This is a genomic window from Glutamicibacter sp. AOP38-B1-38 (assembly GCF_052377485.1).
Lineage (GTDB): Bacteria > Actinomycetota > Actinomycetes > Actinomycetales > Micrococcaceae > Glutamicibacter.
Map to the genome: position 1 here is coordinate 19427 of NZ_JBQSWU010000011.1, position 26580 is coordinate 46006.

The 26580-nt window shown below is 62.6% G+C and carries 28 protein-coding genes and 1 tRNA gene; 13 read left to right on the forward strand and 16 right to left on the reverse strand.

The annotated features are described in order from the left end of the window. Positions 1-15: 15 nt before the first annotated feature. Positions 16-552, forward strand: a complete 537-nt coding sequence (locus tag ACT3TP_RS08000) for a DinB family protein (protein WP_444620312.1) — start codon at positions 16-18, stop codon at positions 550-552. On the opposite strand, the gene ACT3TP_RS08005 is transcribed toward ACT3TP_RS08000, so the two are convergent. The 5 genes from ACT3TP_RS08005 to ACT3TP_RS08025 form a co-directional block, all read right to left on the reverse strand. Beyond that, positions 553-1083 (reverse strand): hypothetical protein, encoded by a 531-nt coding sequence (locus tag ACT3TP_RS08005; protein WP_096286964.1) that lies wholly within the window; start codon positions 1081-1083, stop codon positions 553-555. Positions 1084-1206: 123 nt separating this feature from the next. Then, entirely contained in the window at positions 1207-1800 is a 594-nt protein-coding gene (locus ACT3TP_RS08010) for a TetR family transcriptional regulator C-terminal domain-containing protein (protein ID WP_444615888.1), read from the reverse strand. 27 nt (positions 1801-1827) lie between these two features. Beyond that, positions 1828-2208, reverse strand: a complete 381-nt coding sequence (locus ACT3TP_RS08015) for a hypothetical protein (RefSeq protein WP_219844238.1) — start codon at positions 2206-2208, stop codon at positions 1828-1830. 427 nt (positions 2209-2635) lie between these two features. Beyond that, positions 2636-3646, reverse strand: coding sequence for an NADP-dependent oxidoreductase (locus tag ACT3TP_RS08020; RefSeq protein ID WP_096286968.1), 1011 nt, complete (start codon positions 3644-3646; stop codon positions 2636-2638). 46 nt (positions 3647-3692) lie between these two features. Further along, positions 3693-4079: a DUF1304 domain-containing protein gene (locus ACT3TP_RS08025; protein ID WP_105552046.1), complete on the reverse strand. Its 387-nt coding sequence runs from the start codon at positions 4077-4079 to the stop codon at positions 3693-3695. Between the two features lie 99 nt (positions 4080-4178). Between ACT3TP_RS08025 and ACT3TP_RS08030 the strand changes: the two genes are divergently transcribed. Beyond that, on the forward strand, positions 4179-4757 hold the full coding sequence (locus ACT3TP_RS08030) for a TetR/AcrR family transcriptional regulator (RefSeq protein WP_096286972.1): 579 nt from the start codon (positions 4179-4181) through the stop codon (positions 4755-4757). Between the two features lie 69 nt (positions 4758-4826). Here the strand turns inward: ACT3TP_RS08030 and gndA are convergent, their stop codons facing one another. Next, a complete protein-coding gene (gene gndA, locus ACT3TP_RS08035; protein WP_105552045.1) occupies positions 4827-6266 on the reverse strand; it encodes an NADP-dependent phosphogluconate dehydrogenase in 1440 nt (479 codons plus the stop codon). Between the two features lie 208 nt (positions 6267-6474). Between gndA and ACT3TP_RS08040 the strand changes: the two genes are divergently transcribed. The 4 genes from ACT3TP_RS08040 to ACT3TP_RS08055 all read left to right on the forward strand — a co-directional run bounded on the left by ACT3TP_RS08040 (position 6475) and on the right by ACT3TP_RS08055 (position 10429). Then, the gene (locus ACT3TP_RS08040; protein WP_096286976.1) at positions 6475-7206 is read left to right on the forward strand and encodes a FadR/GntR family transcriptional regulator; all 732 of its coding nucleotides are present in this window, start codon (positions 6475-6477) and stop codon (positions 7204-7206) included. Positions 7207-7619: 413 nt separating this feature from the next. Continuing rightward, positions 7620-8357 (forward strand): DUF5058 family protein, encoded by a 738-nt coding sequence (locus ACT3TP_RS08045; protein WP_444620316.1) that lies wholly within the window; start codon positions 7620-7622, stop codon positions 8355-8357. 26 nt (positions 8358-8383) lie between these two features. Next, complete coding sequence (locus tag ACT3TP_RS08050; RefSeq protein WP_105552044.1) at positions 8384-9130, forward strand: hypothetical protein; 747 nt, start codon at positions 8384-8386, stop codon at positions 9128-9130. Between the two features lie 72 nt (positions 9131-9202). Beyond that, positions 9203-10429, forward strand: coding sequence for an amidohydrolase (locus tag ACT3TP_RS08055; protein WP_444620318.1), 1227 nt, complete (start codon positions 9203-9205; stop codon positions 10427-10429). 119 nt (positions 10430-10548) lie between these two features. Here ACT3TP_RS08055 and ACT3TP_RS08060 read toward each other — a convergent pair whose 3' ends face one another. Together ACT3TP_RS08060 and ACT3TP_RS08065 are read right to left on the reverse strand one after the other, a co-directional pair. After that, the gene (locus tag ACT3TP_RS08060; protein WP_105552042.1) at positions 10549-11964 is read right to left on the reverse strand and encodes a GntP family permease; all 1416 of its coding nucleotides are present in this window, start codon (positions 11962-11964) and stop codon (positions 10549-10551) included. Positions 11965-12003: 39 nt separating this feature from the next. Next, positions 12004-12519, reverse strand: coding sequence for a gluconokinase (locus ACT3TP_RS08065; RefSeq protein WP_217990385.1), 516 nt, complete (start codon positions 12517-12519; stop codon positions 12004-12006). A 319-nt stretch (positions 12520-12838) separates the two neighbouring features. On the opposite strand from ACT3TP_RS08065, the gene ACT3TP_RS08070 reads away from it, so the two are divergent. The 3 genes from ACT3TP_RS08070 (at position 12839) to trhA (ending at position 14676) form a co-directional block, all read left to right on the forward strand. Beyond that, positions 12839-13099: a GlsB/YeaQ/YmgE family stress response membrane protein gene (locus ACT3TP_RS08070; RefSeq protein ID WP_105552041.1), complete on the forward strand. Its 261-nt coding sequence runs from the start codon at positions 12839-12841 to the stop codon at positions 13097-13099. Positions 13100-13368: 269 nt separating this feature from the next. Continuing rightward, on the forward strand, positions 13369-13623 hold the full coding sequence (locus tag ACT3TP_RS08075) for a hypothetical protein (RefSeq protein WP_141393552.1): 255 nt from the start codon (positions 13369-13371) through the stop codon (positions 13621-13623). Positions 13624-13983: 360 nt separating this feature from the next. Continuing rightward, entirely contained in the window at positions 13984-14676 is a 693-nt protein-coding gene (trhA, locus tag ACT3TP_RS08080) for a PAQR family membrane homeostasis protein TrhA (RefSeq protein WP_444620321.1), read from the forward strand. A gap of 77 nt (positions 14677-14753) precedes the next feature. Here trhA and ACT3TP_RS08085 read toward each other — a convergent pair whose 3' ends face one another. The 3 genes from ACT3TP_RS08085 to ACT3TP_RS08095 form a co-directional block, all read right to left on the reverse strand. Then, entirely contained in the window at positions 14754-16031 is a 1278-nt protein-coding gene (locus tag ACT3TP_RS08085) for an MFS transporter (protein ID WP_096286993.1), read from the reverse strand. After that, positions 16028-17197 carry an acetylornithine deacetylase gene (gene argE, locus ACT3TP_RS08090; RefSeq protein WP_176484199.1) on the reverse strand — a complete coding sequence of 390 codons (1170 nt, stop codon included), beginning with the start codon at positions 17195-17197 and terminating at the stop codon, positions 16028-16030. The genes ACT3TP_RS08085 and argE overlap by 4 nt, the downstream gene beginning before the upstream one ends. A 121-nt stretch (positions 17198-17318) precedes the next feature. Continuing rightward, a complete protein-coding gene (locus ACT3TP_RS08095) occupies positions 17319-17993 on the reverse strand; it encodes a TetR/AcrR family transcriptional regulator (protein WP_444620323.1) in 675 nt (224 codons plus the stop codon). A gap of 106 nt (positions 17994-18099) precedes the next feature. On the opposite strand from ACT3TP_RS08095, the gene ACT3TP_RS08100 reads away from it, so the two are divergent. Continuing rightward, positions 18100-19323 carry a glycosyltransferase gene (locus ACT3TP_RS08100; RefSeq protein ID WP_444620325.1) on the forward strand — a complete coding sequence of 408 codons (1224 nt, stop codon included), beginning with the start codon at positions 18100-18102 and terminating at the stop codon, positions 19321-19323. A gap of 84 nt (positions 19324-19407) precedes the next feature. On the opposite strand, the gene ACT3TP_RS08105 is transcribed toward ACT3TP_RS08100, so the two are convergent. From ACT3TP_RS08105 to ACT3TP_RS08115, 3 genes are all read right to left on the reverse strand, one after another. Next, positions 19408-19602 carry a CsbD family protein gene (locus ACT3TP_RS08105; RefSeq protein WP_096286999.1) on the reverse strand — a complete coding sequence of 65 codons (195 nt, stop codon included), beginning with the start codon at positions 19600-19602 and terminating at the stop codon, positions 19408-19410. 103 nt (positions 19603-19705) lie between these two features. Then, positions 19706-20002 carry a transcriptional regulator gene (locus ACT3TP_RS08110; protein ID WP_096287053.1) on the reverse strand — a complete coding sequence of 99 codons (297 nt, stop codon included), beginning with the start codon at positions 20000-20002 and terminating at the stop codon, positions 19706-19708. After that, positions 19989-20651, reverse strand: a complete 663-nt coding sequence (locus ACT3TP_RS08115; RefSeq protein WP_096287001.1) for a hypothetical protein — start codon at positions 20649-20651, stop codon at positions 19989-19991. The genes ACT3TP_RS08110 and ACT3TP_RS08115 overlap by 14 nt, the downstream gene beginning before the upstream one ends. Positions 20652-21099: 448 nt before the next feature. Here ACT3TP_RS08115 and ACT3TP_RS08120 point away from each other — a divergent pair, with 448 nt between their 5' ends. Continuing rightward, positions 21100-22248, forward strand: coding sequence for a methyltransferase (locus ACT3TP_RS08120; RefSeq protein WP_444620327.1), 1149 nt, complete (start codon positions 21100-21102; stop codon positions 22246-22248). Between the two features lie 7 nt (positions 22249-22255). Here ACT3TP_RS08120 and ACT3TP_RS08125 read toward each other — a convergent pair whose 3' ends face one another. Beyond that, positions 22256-22867 carry a class I SAM-dependent methyltransferase gene (locus tag ACT3TP_RS08125; RefSeq protein ID WP_105569124.1) on the reverse strand — a complete coding sequence of 204 codons (612 nt, stop codon included), beginning with the start codon at positions 22865-22867 and terminating at the stop codon, positions 22256-22258. 216 nt (positions 22868-23083) lie between these two features. On the opposite strand from ACT3TP_RS08125, the gene ACT3TP_RS08130 reads away from it, so the two are divergent. Together ACT3TP_RS08130 and ACT3TP_RS08135 are read left to right on the forward strand one after the other, a co-directional pair. Beyond that, positions 23084-24235, forward strand: coding sequence for a flavin-containing monooxygenase (locus ACT3TP_RS08130; RefSeq protein WP_444620329.1), 1152 nt, complete (start codon positions 23084-23086; stop codon positions 24233-24235). A gap of 40 nt (positions 24236-24275) precedes the next feature. Then, positions 24276-25886 carry a helix-turn-helix transcriptional regulator gene (locus ACT3TP_RS08135; RefSeq protein WP_444620331.1) on the forward strand — a complete coding sequence of 537 codons (1611 nt, stop codon included), beginning with the start codon at positions 24276-24278 and terminating at the stop codon, positions 25884-25886. Between the two features lie 512 nt (positions 25887-26398). Here the strand turns inward: ACT3TP_RS08135 and ACT3TP_RS08140 are convergent. Then, positions 26399-26474 (reverse strand) — tRNA-Val (locus ACT3TP_RS08140). Positions 26475-26580 lie beyond the last annotated feature (106 nt).

Sequence of the window (26580 nt, forward strand, 5' to 3'; positions counted from 1 at the left end):
GATCGAATTCTCCGCGTGAGGTGCACCGCCATGGAGGAAGCCAAGTCCCGGATCGTTCAGGGCTACCGGCAGGATGCGCAAAGTCTGCACCGCCTTCTGCGCACCGCTAGCAAGGCCGACCTGCACCGGAGGAGCAATGGCACCGGGTGGACCAATGAGCAGCTGCTCTTCCACATGGTGTTCGGCTATATGGTCGTCCGCGCGCTGATCCCGCTGGTCCACGTCCTGGTGCGCTGCCCCGCCGGCGTTCAGTCGGGATTCTCCCGGCTGCTGAACGCCACAACCCCGCTGTTTCATCCCGTCAACTACGCCGGCTCCTGCGCGGCGGCGCTGGTATTCAACCACCGGCGCATGGAGCGCCGGCTGCGGCTGAGCATCAATGCCCTGGAGCGGAAGCTGGATCGGGAGGGCCCCGCCGCGCTCTTGCGGCGGGCGAATTTCCCGGAGCGCTGGGATCCGTTTTTCTCCCGGGCAATGACGCTGGCCGAGATCTATGCCTACCCCAGCCGGCATTTCGCATTCCATGCCCGGCAGCTGAGCCTTCGGCCATAGTTATTCGCTGGTGAAGATCTTCAGGATCTCCGGGTCGCTGTCGCGCCCCAGTTTCTGGTCGATCCGGAGCGCCAGCTGGGCTTGGCGCATCATGGTCTCGTGCTCGGGACGCAGCTCCGGATTCAGGCGTATTCCCATCGAGCTAAAGCGCCGCGATTTGCTCAGCGCCAGATCCTTGACCATATCGTGGATCATCGCCAGATCCTCGGGCTGCACCTTCCAGCGCAATTTGCTCAGCCGTTCCCATTCGCGGCGCTGCTCCTCGTCCAGGCCCTCGGGCATCTCGCCCTGGCCCTGGAGGTGCGCGAGCATGGTGGTGCCCAAATTCTGCTCAACCGTGCTGTCGGCCAGGCAATGGTTGACGGCGTTTTCCACGCGCACCCACCATTGCTCGGCGCTTTTGATTTTAGTCCGGAAGCGCAGGGCCCTGAGCGCCACAAAAGCACCCGCCGCGGCGACCAGGACGGTGAGCAGCGGGGCGAGCAGCAGCAGTCCCGCGACCGGCCCGGAGGTCGAATCCAATCCATACATGATCCGATCCTAACCCGGTGGGCACTTCTTGTGGCTGGCCAGGTCGATTAAATGCGGATCATGATCCGCCAGGGCCCATCAGACCGGCGAGGCTTGGAGCACGGTGCTCAGGCGCTGTTCATTTCAGGGATTCGGCGTACCGCGGCCGACGGCCGAGGTGAAGTAGAAGTCCAGCATTTCGTTCAGCGGCTGGGCATTCCCCCGAAGCCGGCTGCGAAGCGCGGCGCCTTCCCAGCAATCCACCAAGAGGGTCGCCATGATTCGGGGGTCGGCCCCGGCCGCAACCTCGCCGCGTTCGATAGCCAGCTGGAGGCAGGCCGCGATGCGTTCGGCAATCTGGGTCAGGCACCCATCGATCTTGCGCCGGAACACCTCGCTGACCCCAGAGAGTTCCTGGCCCAAACCTCCCAGGAGACAGCCCAGATAGCCCTCCTCGCGGTAGCTCTGCTGGGTCAGCTCGAAGAATGCCCGCACCCGGTCCAGCGGAGCAAGATGCTCATCGGTCAGGCATGTATCGAGACCGTCGTGCACCCCGCGCATGTACTGCCCGATGACTTGGAGCGCAAAATCTTCCTTGTCCCGGAAATGATGGTAGAAGGAGCCTTTCGGCGTGCCGGTGGCCGCGAGCAGTGCCTGGATACCAAGATCGTTGTAGCCCTGCTTCAGCAGCATCGGCATCCCCGCATCGAGCAAGAGCTGCTTGGTCGGATGGTGCATTTGACCAGACGGTGCGTCCACGAGGGGTTAGCCACCGACTTTCTTGATCATATGGTCGATAACCTCGCTGTGCGGCTGCTCCGGACTGAACATGACGATTTGGGCATCTGCATCGACGCGCACGTTATGGCCCGACGGCCAGTAGAAGAGATCATGGGCGGCGACCGTTTCCTGAGCGCCCAGGGAATCCGTCGTGGTGATCCGGCCTTGCAGCACGTAGCCCCAATGCGGGCATTGGCACAGATCGCCTTCCAGTCCCTCGAACAACGCGGTGGTGTCCACGCCCGCGGCGAGGGTGAAGTATTCACCACTGATGGACTCGAATCCGCTCCCGTCGCCGAATCCCTTGCGCTGACGGATCACCGCGCCGGGAATTTCCATCCTGACTTCGACATCGTCCCTTGCCACACGCATGATTCTTCTCCCTTGAAGAAATACTGCATCAAATTAGACCGGTCGGTCTATTTCCACTCTACGCTTCACTCCGGCGCTCTCCTAGGGGTAGGAGCCAGATACTTTCTCGGCTTTCCGCGGCCTCCGTTGCGATGCGCACCGGGAACCGCAAGGTGGCCTGCGAGAATCGAGTTTTTAAGCACGCCCGCAATTTGCACCGATCGGGGCGAGCGGTGACCGGCCAAGTTCCGAAGCCTGCGAATTTCGCCTCGCCAAGCATGGTTGAATCCCCAGGCCCGCGGATTGGCTCACCGAATCACGCATGGTCTTGGTCGGCAAAATTCTCAATGCACTCTGGCAGCGACGGGAGACAGCAGGAGCGCAACTGGGCTCTGCAAAGTCATTGCAGAGCCCAGTGGCACTCACTTCATGGTGCTGGCGGCTAGATCCGCACCAGCATCTTGCCGGTGTTGGCGCCGCGCATCATGTCCAGGAACGCATCCACGGTGTGCTCGATGCCGTCGACGATGGTCTCGTCGTAGGCGATCTTGCCCGCGGCGAACCAATCCCCCATTTGCTGCCCGAATTCTCCGGACAGGTGCAGGTAGCTGGAGAGGGTGAAGCCCTGCAGCTTGAGCCCGCGGGTGATCAGGTTGGCCATATTGTCCGGTCCGGCGGCTTTTTCGGTGGTGTTGTATCCGGAGATCGCCCCGCACAGTGCGGCGCGTCCACCGTCGTTGAAGGAAGCTAGCGCCGCTTCGAGATGCTCGCCTCCGACGTTGTCGAAGAACACGTCGATTCCCTCGGGAGCGGCGGCGGCCAGTTGGCCGCGCACATCGCCATCCTTGTAGTTGAACGCCGCGTCGTAGCCGTACTTGCTGGTGAGCAATTCGACCTTCTCGGCGCTGCCGGCAGAACCGATGACCCGCTTGGCTCCGAGCAGCTTGGCGATCTGTCCGGCCGCGGTACCCACGGCACCTGCGGCGCCGGAAATGAAGACCGTCTCCCCGGCCTTCAACGAGGCAATCTCGGTCAGGCCAACATAGGCGGTCAACCCGGTCATCCCAAGGATATGCAGGCGCAATGACAGGGGCATGCCCGGAATCTCGGGAACCTGGCTGAAGCTGGAGGCTTCTTCCTGGACGGTATCGGACCAGCCGTGCTGGTGGAGCACCACCGTTCCGACCGGCAGCTCTTCGGCTGCGGACTCGACGACGCGGCCGATCGCGCCTCCCGTGATCCGTTCGCCAATCCCGTAGGGCGCAACGTAGGAACGCGCGTCGCTCATTCGTCCGCGCATATATGGGTCAACGGATAGGAATTCGTTGCGTACTCGCACCTGGCCGGCACGCAGCGGCCCGAAGGCGCTGGTGGTGACGTTGAAGTTTTCGGCAGTTGGCCAGCCGGTGGGACGGCTAGCTAGCTGGATCTGCGTACTGGTAAATTCGCTCATCCTGATGAGTACCTTTCTGGGGGCGGTTGTCGGGTACGGAAATAACCTAGAGGGCCAGACCGAGGATCATGAAGATCACCGCGAGGAGCGGCAGCACTCCCTGCTTCAGCGCCGCGGAGGCCTTGTCCGGACTGGAGATCAGCAGTACCGTGGCGGCAAGCACCATGGAACCGGCACCGGTGAGCACCAAGGTGGCTGCGATCACCGGCTGGCCCATGAGGAAAAGCACCACACCGAGCAAAACCGCGATTCCGAGGAACAGGTTGTAGAAGCCTTGATTGAAGGCCAGTTCCTTGGTGGCCTTCGCTTCCGCCTCGCTGGTTCCAAAAATTGCGCGCGCTCGCGGGGTGGTCCACCACACGGATTCCATCAAGAAGATGTAGACGTGAATGATTGCTGCCAACGCGCCAAGCACGAGTCCGGTAATAACCATGATGGAGGGCTCCCTACGGGCTTAGTGGCCCAAGTTATTTTGTAATGACCATTTCAATATATACTGGAATGGTCGTTACCGAAAGTGGAAAGGTATGTGATGGCAAGAACACTAGCTTTCGACCGCGCGGAAGTCATCGAAAATGCTCGCTCGGTTTTCTGGTCGAAGGGCTTCGAGGCTACCTCGGTGCCCGAGCTCGAAGCCGCCACGGGACTCAGCCGCTCGAGTATCTACAATTCCTTCGGTTCCAAGCGTGGCCTGTTCGATGCGGCTGTCGTCAGCTACCTCGAAGAAATCGTGCGGCCTCGGCTGCTCCCGCTGCTCGCAGACCAGGTTCCGGCCTCGGCGCTCACCGACTACCTGCAGGGGCTCGCCGCCGTTTTTGCCCGCCCAGAATCCCTGCCCGCCGCGCATGGCTGCCTGTTGATCAATACCGCCAGCGCACCTTTGGCCCAGGACTCGAAGATTTCGCGCATCATCGGCGAATACCGCGCCGAGTTGCAGGCCGCGATACTCCGTGGCGTGGCCAGCGCGCTGCCCGAGGCGAGTGCGGAGCGCGCGGGCATGCTGAGCACCGCGATCACCGGCCTTGTGGTCGCATCTTTCGCCCTGGTGCGCATAGCGCCCCAGGAGGCCGTGCGGCTGCTGGCCACGGCAGAACTGCTGCTCGCCGACTGACCTCCAATTAAACGAGCACACCCGCAGATTCTAAGAAGAATCTGCGGGTGTGCTCGTTTTACGTGAAGACTAGTGGGTGTCCACTGCCTCGACCTCGGTGCGGTCACCGCTCCACTGCGTGTGGAAGGTGCCTTCCTTGTCGACGCGTCGGTAGGTGTGCGCGCCGAAGTAGTCGCGCAGCCCCTGGGTCAGCGCTGCCGGCAAACGCTCGCGGCGCAGGCCATCGTAGTAGGCAAGCGAGGAGGAGAACAGCGGCGCTGGGATACCCAGCTGCACTGCAACCGAGACCACGCGGCGCCAAGCCGGCACGGCCTTGGCGATTGCCTCGGCGAAGGCCGGAGCGAAGAGCAGGTTGACCGGCTTCTCATCTGCCGAGTAGGCGGCGGTGATGTCCTTGAGCAGGGCGGCACGAATGATGCAGCCTTCGCGCCAGAGCCCGGCGATCTCGTCCATCTTCAGTTCCCAGTTGTACTCACCGGCAGCCGAGGTGAGCATGTCCAGGCCTTGTGCGTAGGAGACGAGCTTCGAGGCGAACAGCGCCTGGCGCACATCCTCGATGAAGTTCTCCGGCAGGGTGACCTCGGTGGTGTTGGCCGCCAGGACTTCCTGGCCCACCGCGCGGATCTCGCGCTGCGAGGACAGCGAACGGGCGAAGACCGATTCGGCGATGGCCGAAACCGGCGAACCCATATCCAGGCCGGACTGCACGGTCCAGCGACCGGTGCCCTTCTGGCCTGCCGAGTCCTGGATGACATCAACCAGTGGCTTGCCGGTGGCGGCATCCGTGTGGCCGAGGACCTCTGCGGTGATCTCGATCAGGAAGCTGGAGAGCTCGCCCTTGTTCCAGTCGGCGAAGATCTCTGCCTGCTTCGCCGGCTCGATGCCAGCGGCATTGCGCATCAGGTCGTAGGCTTCGCCGATGACCTGCATGTCGGCGTACTCGATGCCGTTGTGCACCATCTTCACGAAGTGGCCGGCACCGTCGGTGGAGATCCATGCGCAGCATGGAGCGCCATCGTCGGCCTTGGCCGCAATCTTCTCGAGCATCGGGCCCAGAGCCTTGTAGGACTGGGCCGACCCGCCTGGCATGATCGATGGGCCGAGCAGTGCGCCCTCTTCGCCACCGGAGACGCCAACGCCAACGAAGTGCAGACCCTTTTCGGTCAGTGCCGCTTCGCGGCGGCGGGTGTCGGTGTAGTGCGAGTTGCCGGCGTCGATGACGATGTCGCCCTCTTCGAGCAGTGGCACCAGCTGATCGATGACCGAATCAACCGGACCGCCGGCCTTCACCATGATCAGCACGCGGCGCGGGGTCTCGAGATTCGCGACCAGCTCTTCGAGCGATTCGGTGCGGATGAAGTCACCTTCATCGCCGTGCGTCTCTAGCAGGGCATCGGTCTTGGCGACCGAGCGGTTGTGCAGGGCGACAGTGTATCCGTTGCGGGCGAAGTTGCGGGCGAGGTTCGCGCCCATCACGGCCAGACCTGTGACACCAATCTGTGCAGGCATAAAAATAAGTCTCCATCAGTTACCGGGGAGTTGTACCGTTTTTTGGAAACCGGGAACTCACGGCCTCCATCACGGCCATGTGACGGGTTCTATTCTACGCGTGCGCACCCATCGATTCCCAGACCTGAACGCTTTTTAAAGCATATTTATTTTTCGCCTCGGCTGTGCCAGCGCATCTTGACCAGCAGATATTGGCTAAACTGACGCCATGGCAACTAGTCTGCACGCTCATGTGGTTGAGCACCTCGGCTCCCGAATCGTCAACGGGCAGATCCCGCGCGGATCGATCATCCTGGCCGCCGAGCTGGAGGCAAAGCTCCAGGTTTCCCGTTCCGTGATCCGTGAAGCGGTGCGCGTTCTAGCGCAGTGCGGCCTAGTCACCAGCACCAAACGCGTAGGCATCAGGGTTCTGGGGCCCGAAGAGTGGAATCCTTACGACACTCAGGTCATCCGCTGGCGCCTGGCGAGCGAGCAACGCGGCGCCCAGCTGCGCTCGCTGACCGAACTGCGCATCTCGGTGGAGCCGATGGCCGCAGAATTAGCCGCAGAGTTTGCCCCCGAAGCGATGCGCAAAGAGCTTCTGCTGATCTCGGCCCAGATGAATCATTACGGACGCCAGGGCGATTTGCGTCGCTTCCTCGAACTGGATATCCGCTTTCATTGCCTGGTGCTCGCCGCCTCGGGCAATGAAATGTTCGCGAATCTGGCCACCCCCATTGCCGCGATCCTGCGCGGACGCACCGAACTGGGCCTGATGCCCGAACGCCCGCATGAGGAGGCCCTGGCCTGGCACCAGTCGGTTGCCGAAAGCATCTCCCATGTGGATGCGCTCGGCGCACGGCGCAATATGGAAAGCATTATGCGCCGCACGCACAACGAAATCTGCAGCCTGTGGGACGGCGCACCGCGCGTATTCGTCGATCCGAATACGAAAAAATAGCGCCGCGCGACCACGGACCACGACCCGCCCCCGAGTGAGCCCGACACCTTTAATCGCTGGTCAGAGATTTATTCTGCGCTTGCGAGCTGTGGCAGAACACCCGAAAAAACTGTTTTCGATGTGACGTAAGTCAAGTATGGTTAGTGGCACGCGGCGACAGGCCACGAACAATTGCATAGTCTTCCGAACACTCGTGGCCGGTGAATCCCGGAGCACGCTCGGACACCGGTGGGGCTCACTTCGGCCAGCCTCATTCACCCCCGAGCCCCGCCGCGTACGGAAACCTTGGGGCGCAGTTACCGGGCATAACGGTTCCCCGACGAGAAGTGCCTGAGTTGTGCATCGGGCATGAAACTGGTTCAACACGGCGCTCGCTTACCGCCGTGAACCATGCGCTGAGGGGTAGACCGCTGATGCACTTCCCAGCCGTGGTGGACAACAATTCCACCGATATTCTCGCAGTAGCCAATTCGCCGGTGCTTTGGGCCTGCGCCGTCGGCGTTTTCTTGGTCATCGTGCTCCAGAGCATCATCTACATGAAGGCCGCCAAAATCGCGGCGCCTCATATAGGAATGAGCCAGGCGGAGATCAAGAGAAGCTTTAATGCAGGCGCCATCTCCGCTTTGGGCCCGTCGCTGGCAGTAGTCATGGTGGCGGTCGCCTTGCTCACGGTCTTCGGAACCCCGGCCGTGCTGGTCCGCATTGGTCTGATCGGATCGGTATCCTATGAAACCGCGGCCGCGGCCATCGCGGTGAATTCCACCGGCGCCGAACTCGGTGGCCCCACCTATACCCAAGCGGTCTTCGGCCTGGCGCTTGCGGCCATGAGCCTTGGCGGTGCCATTTGGATGATCGCCACGCTGGTGCTCACCCCGCTGCTCAAACGCGGTGATTCGGCGCTGCGCAAGGTCAACCCCGCCATCATGATGATCGTTCCGGGGGCCGCGATGGTCGCCGCCTTTATGGTGCTCGGCATCGGCGAGCTTCCCAAATCCTGGATCCATGTGGTCGCCTTCGGTTCCTCGGCGGTGATCATGACCCTGCTGATGCTCCTCGCCAAACGCGTGGACCGGCCCTGGATCAAAGAATGGGCACTGGGCATCGCCATCATCTTGTCATTGGCCATCACGCACCTCGCTACGCGTGCCTAGCCCACACTGGATTCAAGGAGCACATCATGAGCAATTCCACCGAAATCCACGAGGCGCTCGGAACCTTCGACAAGACCACCTCGCGCTGGGGCCGGATTACCATGATCATTGGCCTCTTTTTCTCTCTCGCGGCCCCGACCTATCTGGTCTTCTTCTCCGGGCTCGATATTGAACTCGCCGGTGTCCTCGCCGCCTTCGCCGCCCTAGCGGCGGTTTTTGGCGTGATCTGGGTCGTTGAACCGCTGACCTATTACCCGATCCTCGGCGCCTCGTCCATGTACCAGGCGTTCATGATTGGCAACATCTCCAATAAGCTGCTTCCCGCGGCCATGATCGCCCAGTCGACCATCGGGGTGAGGCCCGGAACCCGCAAGGGTGAGCTGTCCTCGGTCGCTGCCATCTGTGGTGCGGCCGCGGTTCACCTGACCTCATTGTTCATTTTCGTCGGGCTGCTCGGCACCTGGCTGGTCAGCGTGATTCCCGCCGATATCGTGAACACCGTCCAGGTCTACATCCTGCCCACGGTGATGGGTGCGGTTCTCATCCAGGCAATCGTCAGCCAGAAGTCCCCGCGCGCCGCGGTGATCGCGTTGGTGGTCTCGCTGATCGTGGTCTTCGTGCTGTCGCCGCTCTCCCCCAAGATGGCGCTGTTCTCCACCGCGATCACCGTGATCTCCACGGCCGTGCTGGCCTGGGTGCTACGCGACCGCAAGAGCCTGCCGTCCACGGAAGACTCCGAGGGCGAGGTGCCGCCGGAGGGTCCGGTGTATTAGCAACGAGCCGATTCACTGCGGCGATTCTGCGTGGTTCCGCCGCACCTACTTGTCAAAGGACCAGGAACTCCGATGAGCAACATCCCGCAGCCACTGAAAATGACCGAGGCCATGGCGGCCGATCTGCTCGACACCTACAAGCATTTGCATGGCAGCCCCGAACTTTCAATGCAGGAACAGCAGACCGCCGCGTATCTCGCGGCGCGTTTGGAGGCGCTTGGTCTTGAGGTGTTCCGCTGCGGGGGCACCGGGGTGGTGGGGGTGCTGCGCAATGGGGCCGGGCCGGTGATCGGCCTGCGCGCGGACACCGATGGGCTGCCCGTCCTGGAGGACACCGGTTTGGATTATGCCAGCCGGGCCAGCGGGGTTTTGGAGGACGGAACCGAAGTTCCGGTGATGCATGCCTGCGGGCACGACACCCACATGGCCACCGCGCTCAAGACCGCCGAGCTTTACGCGCAGGGAACGGAGCATTGGGCCGGTAGCATCGTTTTCATTCTGCAGCCCGGTGAGGAAACGGCCGCCGGAGCCAAGGCCATGGTGGACGACGGCCTGTGGGACAAGGCCCCAAAACCCGAGGTGATCTACGGGCAGCATGTGATGAACGGGCTGGCCGGAACGATTACCATCATGGAGGGCGCCGCGATGACCACCGCCGATTCCTTCCGGGTCACCGTGTTTGGCCAGGGTTCGCACGGTTCGATGCCCGAGCATTCCATCGACCCCATCGTGCTCGGCGCGGCGATGGTGATGCGCTTGCAGACCATTGTCTCGCGGCAGGTGGCCCCGCAGTCCGCCGCAGTGGTGACCGTCGGTTCATTCCATGCGGGGTTGAAGGAAAACGTGATTCCGGACCGGGCGATCTTCACCCTCAACGTGCGCACCTTCGACCCGAAGGTCCGCGAGACGGTCCTTGGCTCGATCCGGCGCATAATCACCATGGAAGCCGGCGCCTCCGGTGCCCCGGAACCACTGATCGAAGACATCTCGCACTTCCCGCCGCTCTACAACGATCCGGCGGAAACCGCGAGGCTCACCGAAGCATTCCACGCCGAATTCGGCGCGGAACGGGTCCTGCCGGGCCAAGCGGTGATGGGAAGCGAGGATTTCGGAGCCCTTGGCTCGGCGATCGGCGTGCCAAGCGTGTTCTGGTATTTCGGTGGAAACGACGCCAAAACTCTGGCCGCCGGAACCCCACCGGCGAACCACTCACCGTTTTTCGCACCGGTGCTCGAACCGACCTTGAGCACCGGAGTACGGGCCGCGGTGCGCGCCCTGTACTCGAAAGTCGGCAAGTAACGGCTGCGGTGGACCTAGCTGCCCGATGACAGGCGACCTACTACCCGGCATTCTTAAACAGCTTGCCTCCCGGAATCCACAGATTCCGGGAGGCAAGCTGTCGCCACATATCCAAGAGGCTAGGCGAACATGCTGGCAATCGCATAGAGCACCATGACCACGGCGAAACCGACGAGCGAGATCAGGGTCTGGCTCACGGTCCACACCCGCAAGGTGGTGGGAACGTCCATTTGGAAGAAGCGGGAGATCAGCCAGAAGCCCGAGTCGTTGACGTGGCTGGCAATGACCGAGCCGGCCGCCAGCGCAAGGACCATCAACACTACCTGCAGCGCGCTGAGCGAGGCGTCGGCCAGCACCGCGGGCTGGACGATAGCAGCCGCGGTGGTCAAGGCAACGGTTGCCGAGCCCTGCGCCACGCGGACGACGGCGGCAATCAGGAAGGCCGCAACGATCAGCGGCAGTCCGACATTCTCCAGCGAGGACGCAATGGCGTCGCCGATTCCGCTGGCGCGCAGGACGCCACCGAACATGCCACCGGCACCGGTGATCAAGATGATTGAGCATACCGGGCCGAGCGCCGAATCGACGATCGTCTCGATCAGGGTCTTGTCCTTGCCCTTGCGGAAACCCAGCAGGTACATCCCGAGCAAGACGGTGATGATCAGCGCGACTGGAGTTTCACCCAGGAGCCGCAACCATTGAACCCAGGTTGCTTCCGGATCAACCACGCCTGCGGAACCGAGCATGTTCAGCCCGGTGTTCAGGAAGATCAAGCCCAGCGGGAGCAGCAGCAAGCTGAAAACGGTTCCGACCGATGGGGAGGATTTGAAGTGGTTCTTGTCCTGGCCGTTGCCCAACGCGGCACCCAAGATATCGGGAACCGGGATGTCGAACTTGCGGCCGACGAACTTGGCGAACAGGTGCCCGGCAATGTACCAGGCGGGAATCGCAACAATCAGACCCATGATCAGCACAAGACCCACGTTGGCGCCCAGCAGGCCGGAGGCTGCCACCGGACCCGGGTGCGGGGGTACGAAGATGTGCATGGCAGAGAATGCGGCCGCGGCGGGAATACCGTAGAACAGCAGCGATCCGCCGAGGCGGCGAGCCACGGTGAAGATGATCGGCAGCATGACCACGAGGCCCGCGTCGAAGAAGATCGGGAAGCCGAACAGCAGCGAGGCGACGGAGAGCGCCAGCGGCGCACGGTCCTCGCCGAATTTATCGATCAGCCAATTCGTCAGCACCTCGGCGCCACCGCTGGTTTCGAGCATCCGTCCGAGCATTGCACCCAGACCCACGAGGAGAGCCACGCTGGCCAAGGTGCTTCCGAAACCGCTGGTCATCGTGGAGATGATCGAACCTGCCGGAATACCGGCGGCAACGGCCGTAAGTAGGCTGGTCAGCACCAGCGCCACGAAGGCGTGGACGCGGAATCGGATAATGAGCAGCAGCAGCAACGCGACGGCCGCCACGGCTACTCCAAGGAGGCCTGGGGTTCCCAGCGTCCAGTTCATTTCGAGCTCAGATGTCATTGTCTTCCTTGATCAATGGAGGTTATTAGCGCTTCGGGTCTAGTGCTGGAGTTGGAGCTGCTGGAGCAGATCATTGACGATTTGCTCTGGAGTGTGTGCAATATCCCCGAGGAGCACATGCTCATCGCTGCCTGGTTCTTCAAGCGTAGCCAGCTGGCTGATCAACAGGGAGCTCGGCATGAACTCGTGTTCTCGCGCCGCCATGCGTTCGCCAATCAAGTCCTTGCCACCGGTGAGGTGAACAAAGAGTGTGCTCGGTTCGTGGGATCGAATCAGATCTCGATAAGCCCGCTTGAGTGCAGAACAAGCGATGACCACCGGTGCGCCTGCCGTACGGCTCGACGCCAAGGTGTTGCCGATGATCTGCAGCCATGGGGTGCGGTCTGCATCCTCGAGGGCAATTCCCGCGGCCATTTTGGCGCGATTTTCCTCCGGATGCAGCGCATCCCCATCGATGAATTCCTGCCCTAGGTGAGCGGCGAGAAGGGCTCCAATGGTGGATTTGCCGCTTCCTGAAACGCCCATCACGATGATGGGCAGGTTGTTCAATGTCATTATTCACTCCGTCGTGCGCGAAACATATATCAGCTTTTATTGGCCTTGCTTGATATAAAAGCAGATTTAAACAGACTAGAAGCGCCACCCTCGCGTGTCAAGGAAAAAATCCCTCAAATCCGAGCTCCACAGAGTCCATGCATGTCAGCTCGCGGGTCGCCGCGAATACTCGTAAACCTTCAGGCGGCGGTTGAGAGTTTTCCAAAAATTCTCCTAAAAAATTGCCAAGGACGTGGAACTCCTACTCAAAGGCGAGTAGTGCCACCACCAAGTAGGTCAAACCCGACCACTTCTGATAGTTAGACCATTGGAGAGAACCATGGGATTTATTGGATGGATAGTTCTGGGATTGATTGCCGGAGCTATCGCAAAAGCAATTTTGCCAGGCAAGCAAGGCGGCGGCTGGATAATGACCTTGCTGCTCGGTGTTGTCGGCGCTGTCGTCGGCGGCTGGATCGGTAGCGCTATCTTCGATGTTGGTGTCGATAAGTTCTGGTCGCTTTCAAGCTGGCTGCTCGCCATCGGCGGTGCGCTCATTGTCCTGGTCATCTGGGGCTTCATCACCAAGAAACGGGCTTGATCAGCTCCCGAGGCGCCTAGTCCTCGGGCTTAAGGTCTCAAGGGGCCCGGAAATCGACATTAATCGATTTCCGGGCCCCTTGCCTTGCCATCCCCCGCTAATCGGCTAGATCCTCCAGCGTAGTCGCGCGTCCGGCTTAGCTGCCCGCCGCGTATCTGATCTTGATGTTCTCCGGAATCTGCGGCGTGGCAGTGTCTTTTTTTACTGGTTGGCTTGATCGGCTTTACCTTGGCAGCCTTTGGCTCCGGCAACTTCTCAGGACCTTTTTCATGGCATTCTTTTCGGCCTTGGTTACCGGCAAGGCGTATTTTTTCTTCACGCTGATCTGGGTGGCCACATATTGGCACCGGAAGGATTTATTTTTCGGCATCCACTCGGCCGCGTTCTTGCGCCTTTTTGGCGATTTGCCGACGCCGAGGAAGCCATCAGTTTCAACGGTTCGTTGGCTAACGTCTGCCGCTGCGGCTGGGGCAGTTTCTGGCCTCCGGAAATCCACGCATTCTTCAGTGCCGCCACATGATTAATGTCGACCGAAGCTACCGAGCCAATCGCGAGCACGGCTAGAAGACGGCGCAGTATTTGCCTCTCCCCTTTGCGCAAGTGAATGACGATGGTTGAGAGGTGATCGGGCTTGCTGATCGACCACAGCAAGCTTTGACGGAATCTTCAACCACATAGGTAGCTTAACCCGCCAATTCCCCGAGAGCGCTCCGGCACGAGGGCCGGAGGCAGAGCCGATATTGAGCGACTTGAACGACGAATGCCTTTCGTTCACAGACACGTCATCGGCGCATTTGATGCCCAATAGTGTGGAAAACGAAGCTGCTGGTCTCACGTAGACTTCAAGCAACTAGGCACACGTCTTCGACTAGCTAAGGAACCGCATGACAGGCAACTTCTCCGAAGCCAACGAGCCGACCCCGCCGAGGAAACGTCGGGAGCCGACCCCAGGAACCGAACGGACCAGATGGCGCGGTGTCATTCATGCGTGGAGCACCCCGCTGGTCATCATCTTGGGCTTGCTCTTGGTGGTTCTCGCTCAGGGTGCGGCCGCGGAATGGTCTACCGCCGTATTTGTGCTCACCTCGATTACGCTGTTCGCGACATCGGCCATGTACCACCGGGGCAATTGGAGTCCGCAGACCATGGTCTGGTTCCGGCGCGCCGACCACGCGAATATTTTCCTGCTGATCGCCGGTACCTATACTCCGATTGCCATCCAGATCTTGGAGAGGCCGCAAGCCACGTTGACGCTGTCGATCATCTGGGCCGGCGCCGTACTCGGGGTTCTGGTGAAGACCTTTTGGCCATCGGCACCACGCTGGTTCTCCGTAGCGCTCTATATCCTGCTCGGCTGGGGTGTGGTCATGGATATCCCCTCCTATTGGGCAGCGAGCCCTGCGGTTCTGCTGCTCATTCTGGCTGGCGGCTTGTTCTATACCGTGGGTGCGGTGTTCTACGCGATGAAGCGACCGAACCCGATCCCTACGGTCTTCGGATTCCATGAACTATTCCATGCCTGCACGGTCTTGGCCTTCCTCTGCCACTGGACCGCGGTGCTGCTGGTAGTCCGCTAGGGGCGCGCAACGAAAAACGGCTTCGATCTTCCACAAGGGAAGATCGAAGCCGTTTGGCTTGGGGCCGCGCCCGAGGGCTAGCGCAGCTTGTAGCGCAAGCGAATGAAGGCCAGGCCGATCAACGAAACCACGGCGATGGCCATGTAGTACAGGCTCGGCGCGTCCAAGGATCCGGTCACGCTGAGCAGCCAGGTCAGCACCAGCGGCGCGATTCCGCCGAGCAGGGTCACCCCGACGTTGTAGGTCACCGAGATGCCCGAACCGCGAATGGCTGCCGGGAACAGCGAAGAAATCAAGGCTGGCAACGGTCCGAAGTAGAAGGACATGATCACGCCAAGCAAGGCGATCACCAGGATCATCACCGGGATGCTCGGGTTGCTTGTCATCAGCTTGAACAGCGGCCAGGCGAGCACCAGCGCGCCGACCGCAGCCCAGGTCATGACCTTTGCCGGACCCACCCGGTCAGCGAGGTGCCCGATCAATGGCACGCTGATCAGCGTGATGGTGCCGGCGACAACTCCGCCGAGGAACGCGGCATCGGCTGGGATATTCAGATTCGTCACCGCGAAGGTCGGCATGTACAAGATCATGTACACCGAGATCGTGGCCACGCCGATGGCCGCCGATCCGGCCAGGAGCCGCCCGTAATGCTGGCTGAACAACTCGCCCAGCGGGGACTTGACCTTCTTGGTGGTGATGAACTCCTCGGTCTCTTCCAGGCGCGCACGAATATACAGTCCCACCGGACCGATGAGCAGGCCTACGAAGAACGGCACACGCCAGCCCCAGCTTTCCAGGGACTCCTGGGACAGCTGGGTGGTCAGCACGTAGCCGAATCCGGAAGCCAAAAGCATCGAGACGCCCTGCGCGGCGACCTGCCACGAGGAGTAGAACGCCTTCTTGTGCGGCGCGCTTTCGATCAGGAATGCAGTGGCGGTGCCGAACTCGCCGCCGGCGGAGAAGCCCTGGATCATGCGTGAGAGCAGGATGATCAGCGCACCCCAGACCCCGACCATCGCATAGGTGGGAGCCACCGCCATGATCAGCGTTCCGACCATCATCAGCATCAAGGTGAGCGTCAGCGCCTTTTTCCGGCCCTTGCGGTCCGCATAGCTGCCGAGCACCATGCCGCCCAGCGGCCGGATGAGGTAGGAGATGGCGAAGGTCGCAAAGGTCAGGATCAGCGCGAAGCTCGCATTGGACTCCGGGTAGAACAGCTTGGCGATGGTGGTGGCGAAGGTGGCGTAGACAATGATGTCGAACCACTCAAGGGCGGCGCCAATGGAGGAGGAAATAACCGCCTTGCGGGCTACGGCCAGCTGCTGCGGGGTAGCTATCTGTTCGCTGGTGCTCATGCGGACAGCTCTTCGGCCAGACGCAGAATGAAGTTCTCGCAGTCAACGAGCTGCTGCAGTTCGATGAACTCATCCGGGGCGTGCGCCTGCGCGATGTCGCCCGGGCCGCAGACGACGGTGGGGATTCCGGCGGCGGAGAACAGGCCGGCTTCGGTACCGTAGGTGACCTTTTCGTCGGTGGCGATCGCACCGCAGGCGGCGCTGAGGCCAACGATCTCGGCGTCCTGGACGGTTTCCAGTCCCGGGGCGCCGGCAATCTGCTCGAACTCCACCGAACCTGCCGAGTTGACCTGTTGCATCTGCGCTTCGAGCTCGCTTGCGTAGTCGCGGAAACGCTGAATCAGCGCTGCGCGATCCACGACCGCCAGCGAACGGAATTCAAAGTGCACCACGCATAGCGAAGGGATCGTGTTCACCGCGATGCCCCCGTCGATGCGGTTCACGTTCATGGTGGTGGTCGGCTCGATGAAGGCGGCATCCGACGGGCCGTCGGTGCGCAGTTCCTTGGAGACCTCTTCGACGAAGCTGGCGAAGCGCAGCGCGTAGGAGATCGCATTCAGGCCCTCGCCTGGCAGCGAGGAGTGCGCCGCGACGCCGTTGAACGCCACTCGGAAAACGTTCATGGACTTGTGCCCGCGAATGGCGCGCATGCTGCTCGGCTCCCCCACGATCGCTCCGCGCGGGGCGAGTTCCTGGCGGGTGATCTCCTCCACCAGGCTGACCGCACCCACGCAGCCGACCTCCTCGTCATAGGACAAGGCCAGGTGGATCGGCTCGGCTAGCTTCGCGGCCGTCAGCTCGGGAAGCTTGGCCAGGATGACGCCGATGAAACCCTTCATATCGCAGGTGCCCCGGCCGTAGAGCTTGCCGTCGCGGACCTGGGCGCTGAATGGTTCGCTGGACCAGTCCTGCCCGTCGACCGGGACGACGTCGGTGTGTCCGGACAGCACGATGCCGCCGGTACGCGATCCGTCGGCCGCCGGGATGGTGGCCAGCAGGTTCGCCTTGCTGCCATCTTCGTTGTGGATGAGCTGCGAGCTGATGCCGGCCGCGTCGAGCTTGCCGACCACCAGGTCGATCAGTGGCAGGTTGCTGTCGCGGCTGGTGGTATCGAGGCTGATCAGTTCGTTGATCTGCGCCATGGTCGCTTCGGCTGGTGAAGCCATAATGAACTCCCGGTCTTCGTGGTAACTACGATCTGCCAATGCTTTCACACCAAGTCACCGCCGCAAAGAAGATTTCAGACTATGGCCAACACCTAGCGGGCCGATGCCCCGCCAGGTGGCCTCAGTCCAGCCCTGCGCCGCGCAGGTAAGTGGTGATGAGTGTGGCGAAGACTTGGTCCTGATCCACGCTCGCCGGACCTTGGGCGAGCGACTCGGCCAGCAGCGGGTACTTGCCCGTCCCCAGGGCGGAGATCAGTGCTGCTGCGCCCTTCCCGTCGCCGTCGCCCGCCGGTTCGCCTTGTTCGTTCTGCACGAAGGCCGAGGTGATGGCGGTCAGCATGGCGATGGTTTGAAGTTTTGCGGCCCCGGTGAGCGCGGTGAATTGCAGCGCCGCCAATCCGCGCTCCAGATACGCCAGCGTGTGCGGCCCCAGCGCGCGCTTGGCCAGCAGCAGCGGCGCCACCCACGGATGCCGGTGCATGATGTTCCGCCCCTGCCTGGCCAGGGCGAGCAGCTGCTCGCTGGCGCTACCGTCCAGGCCATTGAGCTCATAGCCGGAACTCACCTGGTCGATCATGAGATCCACCAATTCCTCAACGGAGTCCACATAGCGATAGAGCGAGGCCGCGCCCGAACCTATTTCAGCGGCTACCCCGCGGATGGAGACCGCGCCGATCCCCTCCCGGTCTGCCAGCTCCACGGCCGCCTGGGCAATCTTTTCGCGCGAGTGCTGGGGCTTCGGGCCGGTGCTGCGCCGGGCGCTGGCCCCAACGGTGGCCGGTTGCTTTTGCTTCACTACGGTGCTCCTCCCAATTGCGCCTTGGCTGTTGTAATCCCTTGCTTCCATTTGACTATATACTTAATTGCGAACGGTGATCGCAATTAAGTATCGAGGGAGAAGAATGCGTGTACTCATGGTGACCCCAGGCACTCGGGGCGACGTGGCTCCGATGGCCGGGCTGGGCAAAAAACTGCAGGAGCACGGCTTTGCGGTGTCCATTGCCGCCAACGCCGCGCATGCGCCGCTGATCACCGCGGCCGGATGCAGCTATCACGAGCTGCCCGGCGACATGAGTGCGCTAGTCAGCCCCGCCGCCCCGGGGGCCAAACCGAGCGCCAGCCAATTGTCCTGGTACATGCGCGAGCTCGGGGCCTATTTCGACTCGGCGGCCACCGGCACGCTCGAAGCGGCCGAACAGGGCGCGGATGTGATCATCGCAAATTCGGTCGCCCCCTACGCCTATGATGTCGCCGAAGCCTTCGGCATCCCGGTGATCGGCGCTCATCTACAGCCCAACGAGCCCAGTACGGCCTATGCGCCGATGGTCCTAGGCACCGCACGCAGCTTCGGAGCCCTGGGAAACAAGGCCTTGGGTTCCCTCATCGGCTCCGGCAAAGCACCGTACGACGCCCCGGTGGCACGGATCCGCGCCGGCCTCGGACTGCCCAAACGCACCCGGGCCTCCGGCGAACGCCAACGCAGGCGTGCCAACGCCCCGGTATTGCATGGCTTCAGCTCATCGATCGTCCCGCGCCCCGCGGACTGGCGCTCGGGCTTGAGCAACTGCGGGTATTGGTGGCCGGCAAGCGATGAAGCTTGGACGCCACCTTCCGCGCTGGCCGACTTCCTCGCCGAGGGCCCGGCTCCGGTCTTCATCGGCTTCGGCAGTACCGAGGCGCTGGATCCGGAGTTCATGCTCGACGTGGCGCGTCGCAGCGGCCGGCGGGCGATACTGCAGGGTGCCCCAGAAATCAGCGAGCCGGGCATTCTCGGGATCGGAGCTGCCCCGCACCAGTGGCTGTTCCCGCAGATGGCCGCGGTGATCCACCATGCCGGGGCAGGCACGACGGCCGCAGGCTTGCGCGCCGGAGTCCCCACGATCGCGGTGCCGATTTTCACCGACCAGCCCTTCTGGGCCGCCCGGGTACACGCGCTAGGCGCGGGCGTGGAGCCGGTGAAGTACAAGGATCTGAGCGTCGACCGGCTGGCTTCCGCCATAGATCAGACGCTGTCCACGGACCACTACGCCGCCAACGCCTCGCGCATCGCTCGGCTGCTGGCCGAGGAAGAAGACAGCTCGCTGCCGGTGGCCAGGGCCCTTCGCGAGGCCGCAGCGGCTCGCTAGGAACGCCGCCGCAATCGCATTGGACCCCGGACGCGCCAACGGCACCCATCGAATAATCGATGAGTGCCGTTGGCCAAAAATCGTTTACTTGTTCAGATCGTCGCGGACATCCTTGGCGGCGTCCTTCACTGCTTCGCCAGCCTGCTTGGCCTTGGCAGCTGCCTGGTCTTTGACACCTTCAGCTTGCAGGTTCTCATTGTTGGTTGCGTCGCCTACGGACTCTTTGACCTTGCCGGAGGCTTCCTGCGCCTTGTTTTTGAACTTATCGCCCAAACCCATTGGATGTTCTCCTATCAATTGATCGAACAACTTACTTTTCCGACGCTACCTGCCAAGGCCTAGTGCGAACTGTCCGGAACCTTGGCGTTGGCTGACAGTTCCGCTAAGGCGTTGTTGCCAGCAGTGCACGAAGCTGCTGCTTGTAGTTTTCGAAGGCCGCGCGGCCCTTGCTCGTGAGCGCAATGTAGGTGACCGGCGATCGCCCCTCGAGGATCTTCTCCACGCTCACATACTGGCTGTCCTCCAACTTGCGCAGGTGCGTCGCCAAGTTCCCCGAGGTCATTCCCAGCAGCCCCTGGAGTTTGGGAAAGGACATGCTGTCGCCTGCGCGCAGGGCATCGAGCACGGTGATGGTGCGCAGTCTTGCCTGCGCATGGATCACCGGGTCAAGCTCTTGCATGCCCACCGCGAACCACCTCGCCCGAAACCAATGCGGGCCGAGCGCCATGCAGCAGCCCCAGGGCGATCAGCCCAAGTCCGCCGAGCACACCGGCCAAGAGGTTATAGGGGGCTGGCACCGCCAGCGAGATGAGCCCGACGAGAAGAATCCACGCGCCGAAGATCAATTGGGTCCGATCATTCCAGATCAGCGATCCGGCGACCACCAGCACACCGACCACCAGGCACAGAGCCGCCAGCGAGAAGGCCAGCAAGCCCATGGCGTCGAGCCCCGAGGCATGCAGGCGCCACCCGAGCAGTCCGGCGAAGATCATGCCTAGGGTGAAGGTATTTCCGTAGATCGCGCCTTCGACCATCGAAGGACCCTTGGTGCCCACCGCGCGCTTGGCCGAGTGAACGGCCGAGAATACGATGGCAAGCACGAAGGCGATCACCGCGATACCGACCCCGAGCAACCTGGGCAGCAACGGTGCGCCGAGCGGTGCGAACGTGAAGAAGATCGCCAGGAAGGCGATAACCCACCCGGTCCCCCAGAGCGAAAAGAGCAAGCGCTGATCCGGGCTCAGGGCCTCGCGTGTTTGCCGCGCGTCGACCTCGATGCCCTGCAGGATCCGGGCCGGATCCACCTCATGCCCATTCTTGTTGTCCATGGCGTTACCTCTCCCTCGCCGAGCCGTTCGCGCAATCCACAAAGTAGTTCGCGGTGGAAAGCGCTTTGCATTACAAAGTTAAAGATAGCACTCGCCCACCCGATAGTGAAGAGACCATTTCCGCAAAGCCCGGCGCCGGCCAACCAGGTTTTCCCGAACCCCCTGGAACACACAGGTCACAGGCCCTCAGAGGCGGTTTTGACCTAGTGAAAATGCAGCGGAACATATGCACAGCCAGCGCGTTCTGGGCGCAGGTCCGCTTCGCGCACGGTGATCTTCGTCAACGGCGGCAAGCCGGAGATCGGAGCACGCCGGCCCGGTTTCCTCGGTATCATTGGAACTATCGAACTTCGCAGCAGTTCTGCTCGTGCGCGGTTGCCAATCGGGTGAGCACCACGAATCGACGAGGTGGATTCTTATCTCTCACGCACCCATTGCCGCCGATCAATTGATCTGCTGGGAACACGAGGGCGTACGCACCTCGGCCAGCTGGTGGTCGGCTAATGCGCGCTCGGCGCCCAAAGATCTTGTTGTCGTCGACGATCGCCTCACCGCGGATGCGGCCATGCGAAATGCCGCCCGGGGCACCGCAATGCTGTGGCTCGGCGACTTCCACAATGCCAAGCAGCTACTGGCGGCCATCGACCGCCGCCTGGCCAAGGCCGGCACCGGCAAGGCCTCCCGCAAGCCGCTGACCGACGCCGAGAAGTTCTATGCCATCCGGCAATCCCGCGCCCAGCGCTCACGGATGATGTCCCTGCTCCTGGTCCCGCTGAACTTCGACACACCCGGCGGCACCGCGACGCTGCCGCTGTCCCGGGCCCCGCTGGTCGGTTCCGCGGTGGCATTCGGCTACGCGCAACAGGCGCAGCCTGCAACGGGCCACGCGGTAGTCAGCCTGCAGGAACTGACCGGCATGCTCGGCGCCTACCAGTGGTTCCTCAACGGCGTTGACGTTCCCGCACTGGGAGCGAAGATCCACCCCCACTACGGCACCTTCCTGCCCACCCGCCACGAGTACGTTGACCTGGTGGCCAAGGCACCGCTCAATACCCACCAGCTGGCCTTCGACATCGGCACCGGCACCGGGGTGCTGGCCGCCGTGCTGGTGGCCCGTGGGATGAAAAACGTGCTCGGCACGGACATCCATCAGCGCGCGGTTGATTGCGCGAACGATAATTTTGCGCGCTTGGGCTTCCAAGACGCTGCGCGAGCCGAGCTGACCAGCATGTTCCCCGCGGGCAAGGCCCCCTTGGTGATCTGCAATCCGCCGTGGCTGCCCGGGAGCGCGCCAAGCTCGCTGGATGCGGCGGTCTACGATCCGGGAAGCAAAATGCTGCTGCAGTTCCTGGGCGGACTGCCCGAACACCTGACCGAAGATGGCGAGGGCTGGTTGATCATCTCGGACCTCGCCGAGCTGCTCGGCCTGCGCACCCGTGAGCTATTGCTGGAAGCCATCGATCATGCGGGCCTGGAGATCATCGACCGGCTCGACACCTCACCAACCCACGCCCGGGCCAAGGACCACTCGGACGTTCTGCACGCAGCGCGCTCGCGGGAAGTCACCTCGTTGTGGCGGCTGCAAGCCAAACGCTAAGACACAACTATGCGCTGCGTCCAAGCACGGCGACCAGGAAGTCGTCGGCCGCCCGATGCATATTCCAGGTGGAGTAGCGCTGCTGCAGCTCGAGTCCGGCCTGCGCGGCATCCGCTTCGAACTCGGCGAAATCGTAGCCCCGCCCGGCGCCAAAGCCGACAACGAGCCGGCCTTCCGACGCCAAATGCCCGCGCAGCCGTTGCAACGCAGGCAGCCGTTCATTCTGGGCAAGGAAGGTCAGCACATTTCCGGCGCAGACGATGAGGTCGAATTCTTGGGCTGCGCCGGATTCGTCGTTCAGCGTGAACGTCGCAAGGTTTCCGGCGTGCCACTGCGCTGCCGGGTAATCCTCGCGGGCGACCTCGATAAGGTGCTCATCCAAATCGACGCCGACTACTTGGTGCCCGTGCTCGGCAAGCCAGCCGCCGATGCGGCCGGTGCCGCAGCCGGCATCGAGTATCCGGCTCCCCCGCTCGGCCATGGCATCAATCGTTCGGGCTTCACCGAAAATATCGTTGCCCTCAGCGACAATTGTCCGCCAACGCTGAGCGTAGTTCTGGGCGTGGTCGGGATTGGCGCGCACCGCGGCGAGCCATACATTTTCTTCGGGAGCACTCATGCCTCCAGTTTCCCACGCCATCGGGCACAAACAGCATTCAAGGCGCGGCCATGGGTATTTTTACCCATGGGTCCGCGGTGCGACGTTGCATCAATCGCCCGACGCGGACCTGGCCGCTGGCTGCGTAAGGTGAAATCCATGATCGGTTCGGGGGCTTCCCGGCACCGTAAACCAGCGAGGTTTTCGCTGATTTCCATGGCTCGCATGGAGGATGTTATGTCCAACCACAAGCAGGAAAAATCAACACCCACCCAGCCGGCGCGCAACGTCGACACACTGGTCATCGGCGCTGGCCAGGCCGGGCTCTCCGCGGCCCAGCAGCTCAAGGAACGCGGCGGAGACTGCCTTGTGCTGGAAGCCGGGGAAAGGATCGGCGACCAGTGGCGCCACCAGTACGATACGCTGCGCTTGTATACCACCAATCGGGTCAATCATCTGCCCGGGATGAAGTTCCCCGGCGAACCGGGCGGCTTTGCCAGCAAGGACGAACTGGCCGACTTCCTGGAGCACTATGCGGCCAGCTTCGAGCTGCCGGTGCTCTGCCGGGCGCGGGTCAGCTCGCTCACCGGGTACGGGCAACGCTTCGTGGCACAAACCGCTGCGGGAGAAATCCACGCTCAGCAGGTCGTGATCGCCACCAGCCCCTTCGGCCAGCTGCCGGCCATCCCGCAACTGGCCGATGAGCTCGACGAACAGATCCTGCAATTGCACTCCAGCGAATACCGCCGCCCGGGACAGCTCAAACCCGGCCCGGTGCTGGTGGTCGGCGCCTCGCATTCGGGCTGCGATATCGCGTGGGAAGTTGCCCAGCGGCACCCGACGATGCTGTGCGGACGCGACACCGGTGAGGTCCCAGTGCCCTGGGGCAGTCCGCTGATCCACGTGGTCGTTCCGCTGGTGATGTTCGCCCACACCTACCTGGAAACGCGCAGCACCGCCTTCGGCCGGCGCAAGCGCCTCGAGGTTCTGGAGCACGGGGCGCCGCGGCTCCGGGTGAAACGCGCGGATCTGGCCGCCAGGGGCGTGAAATGGCACGAGCAGCGAGTCACCGGGGTTCGCAACGGCCAGCCGGTGCTTGCCGACGGCACCGTGCTGGAGGTGGACAACGTCATTTGGGCCACCGGATTCCGCCACGATTACTCCTGGCTGAAATTGCCGGTGCTCGATGAATCCGGCTGGCCGCGCGAATACCGCGGCGTCGCCCAGGACGTGCCGGGGCTGTACTTCTGCGGACTGGCCTTCCAGCACTCTGAGGCTTCGATGAACCTCTTCGGAGTGGGGCGCGATGCCGCCTACGTCGCACGGCAGATCATCCCCCGTGCCTCGAGCCCGCACAAGGCCGCGGACACCGAGCGGATGATTGCATAGCAAAGTCCATGGGCGTAGCCTCGCAAGTGAGGCTACGCCCATGGATAATCCCGAATCTGACCCAGCGCACCAACCGGAGCATCAGGATCTGCTGCCCGAGCAGCTGATGGCCCGAGGCACGCACGCCCATTTGACCGGCGAATCCGCCCGCGGTCTTGACCTGCTGCACCAGGCTTTCGTGAAATTCGGCGAGCAGCATCAACCGGCGCAGGCATTGCAGGCGGCCTTCAGGATCACCATGGTCTATGGCACCAGCGGACAGCCTGCGCTGTTTAATGGCTGGTTGGCTCGCTCGCGCGCCCTGCTGGCCGAGCATGAAACCGGCGGCGTCTTGCCGCCGGCCCTCGAGGTGGCCGCCGGATACCACGGCGTGCTGCAGCTGCATCAGGCGCTGATGAGCGGCGGGTTTGCCGTCGTGACGGAGAAAGCCGCCGAAATCCTGCGGCTCGGACGCAAACACCGCAACGCGGACCTGCTGGCACTGGCCCTGGTTGCCAGCGGCAGGTCACGCATCTACGCCGGGCCGGTGCCGGCCGGCCTCGACATGCTCGATGAGGCCATGGCCCTGGTTTTGGCTGGGGAATGCGAGGCCATACCCACCGGGCTTGTCTGGTGCGCCGCCATCGAAGCCTGCCAGGAAATCGGGGCCATCGACCGGGTATCCCAATGGACCGAGGCACTGGCCGCCTGGCGGGCGGAACGTCCGCAGATCACCGCTTTCGGCGGGGAATGCTCGCTGCACACCGGGCAGATCCTGGCCTTGCGCGGTTCCTGGGGCGCGGCCATCGACGAGTTCACCACCTCTTGCCACCGTTTTGAGCTCCGCGCCCAGCCCTATTCCGCAGGGGTCGCGCAGCGCGAACGCGGGGATCTGCTGCGCATCCAAGGAGACTTCGATGCCGCCGAGACGGCCTACCAGGCTGCGGCGGAGCATGGCTGCGACCCACAGCCGGGACTAGCACTGCTGTGGTTGGCCAATGGCTCAACCGACGCTGCCCTGGCCGCCATCCGCCGGTGCCTGGACGAACGCCAGCTGCCCGCCCAACGCCTCGCGCTCTTGCCGGCCGGCATCGAAATCGAACTGCAGCTGGGCACCCGGGATGCGGCGGAGCGGTTGCTGAGCGAGTTGGACGGACAGGCTGATGCCACCGGCTGCCTGATCACCTTGGCCGCGGCCGCCTATGCCCACGCCGATCTGGAGCTCTCCAAGGACGATGCCCACGGAGCTCTGCCCTATGCCCGCAAGGCGGTGCAGGACTTCGGGCAGATCCGCGCACCCTATCTCTGCGCTCGCTCCCGGGTCCTGTTGGCCCGCTCCCTGCTCGCGGTCGGCGACACCCGGAGCTTTCATGCGGAGATGCAGGCCGCCACGGCCACCTTCGAGCAGTTGGGCGCCACTCCGCAAGGCGCCGCGGCCCAGTCGCTGCTGCAGGCGGTCGGCCACGCCGAACCCGCTCCGGGCGGGCTGACCGCTCGCGAGGTCCAAGTGCTGCAGTTGGTGTCCGCCGGGCACAGCAACCGGCAGATTGCCCAGGAACTCTATCTGAGCGAAAAGACAGTTGCGCGGCACCTGAGCAATATCTTCACCAAGATCCAGGTGCCATCGCGCACCGCGGCCGCGGCCTGGGCCTACGAACACGCTCTGGCTTGAAATCGCTCAGGTACGCCTCCGGGCCGGTGCCTCGCGTGGGCCCGGGCCCGTACTTGGATGCTCCGGGCATGGCGAGCAATGCGGCCTCATATCGAGCTCCCTCGTTTTAATCTATGGAGATAGTCCGGGCGCACCCGTGCGCTCTGTGCCTGCCCAACTGGGACTTGCCTCGTGGATAAATCGCATGGCTAATCGGCAAAGCCTCAACTGGCCAAATTATCGAGCGACGTAAATGTGCGTGCACTACCGCCCCACCTCCTGGGCAGCCAGATGCAGCGCAACTATGAGCCGAGCAACCGCCAGAGCCTCCCGTAAGTCGACTTCTTTCCGCCGGGCTCAAAGCACCGCACTGGCCCAATGGTTTTCGTTGTCGGGCCCTTATTCGACCAGTCTGGGCATTCGCATGCCGTGGCTATGGCAGTCTGGTCAGGCCGGATCGTCCCGTTTCGCAATCAAATACGAGAAAACCCGCTTCATCCAGCCTGATTAGACTAGATGAAGCGGGTTTTGCTTGGTGGGCCCTACCGGGATCGAACCGATGACATTCACGGTGTAAACGTGACGCTCTACCAGCTGAGCTAAAGGCCCTGACCATTGCTGAACGAAGAATCTCCTTCGCGCCAACAGAGAATAACTTTACTTGCGATTCCCTATCCGCGCAAATCAGCAGGGCGTGACGTGCGTCTCCCACTTC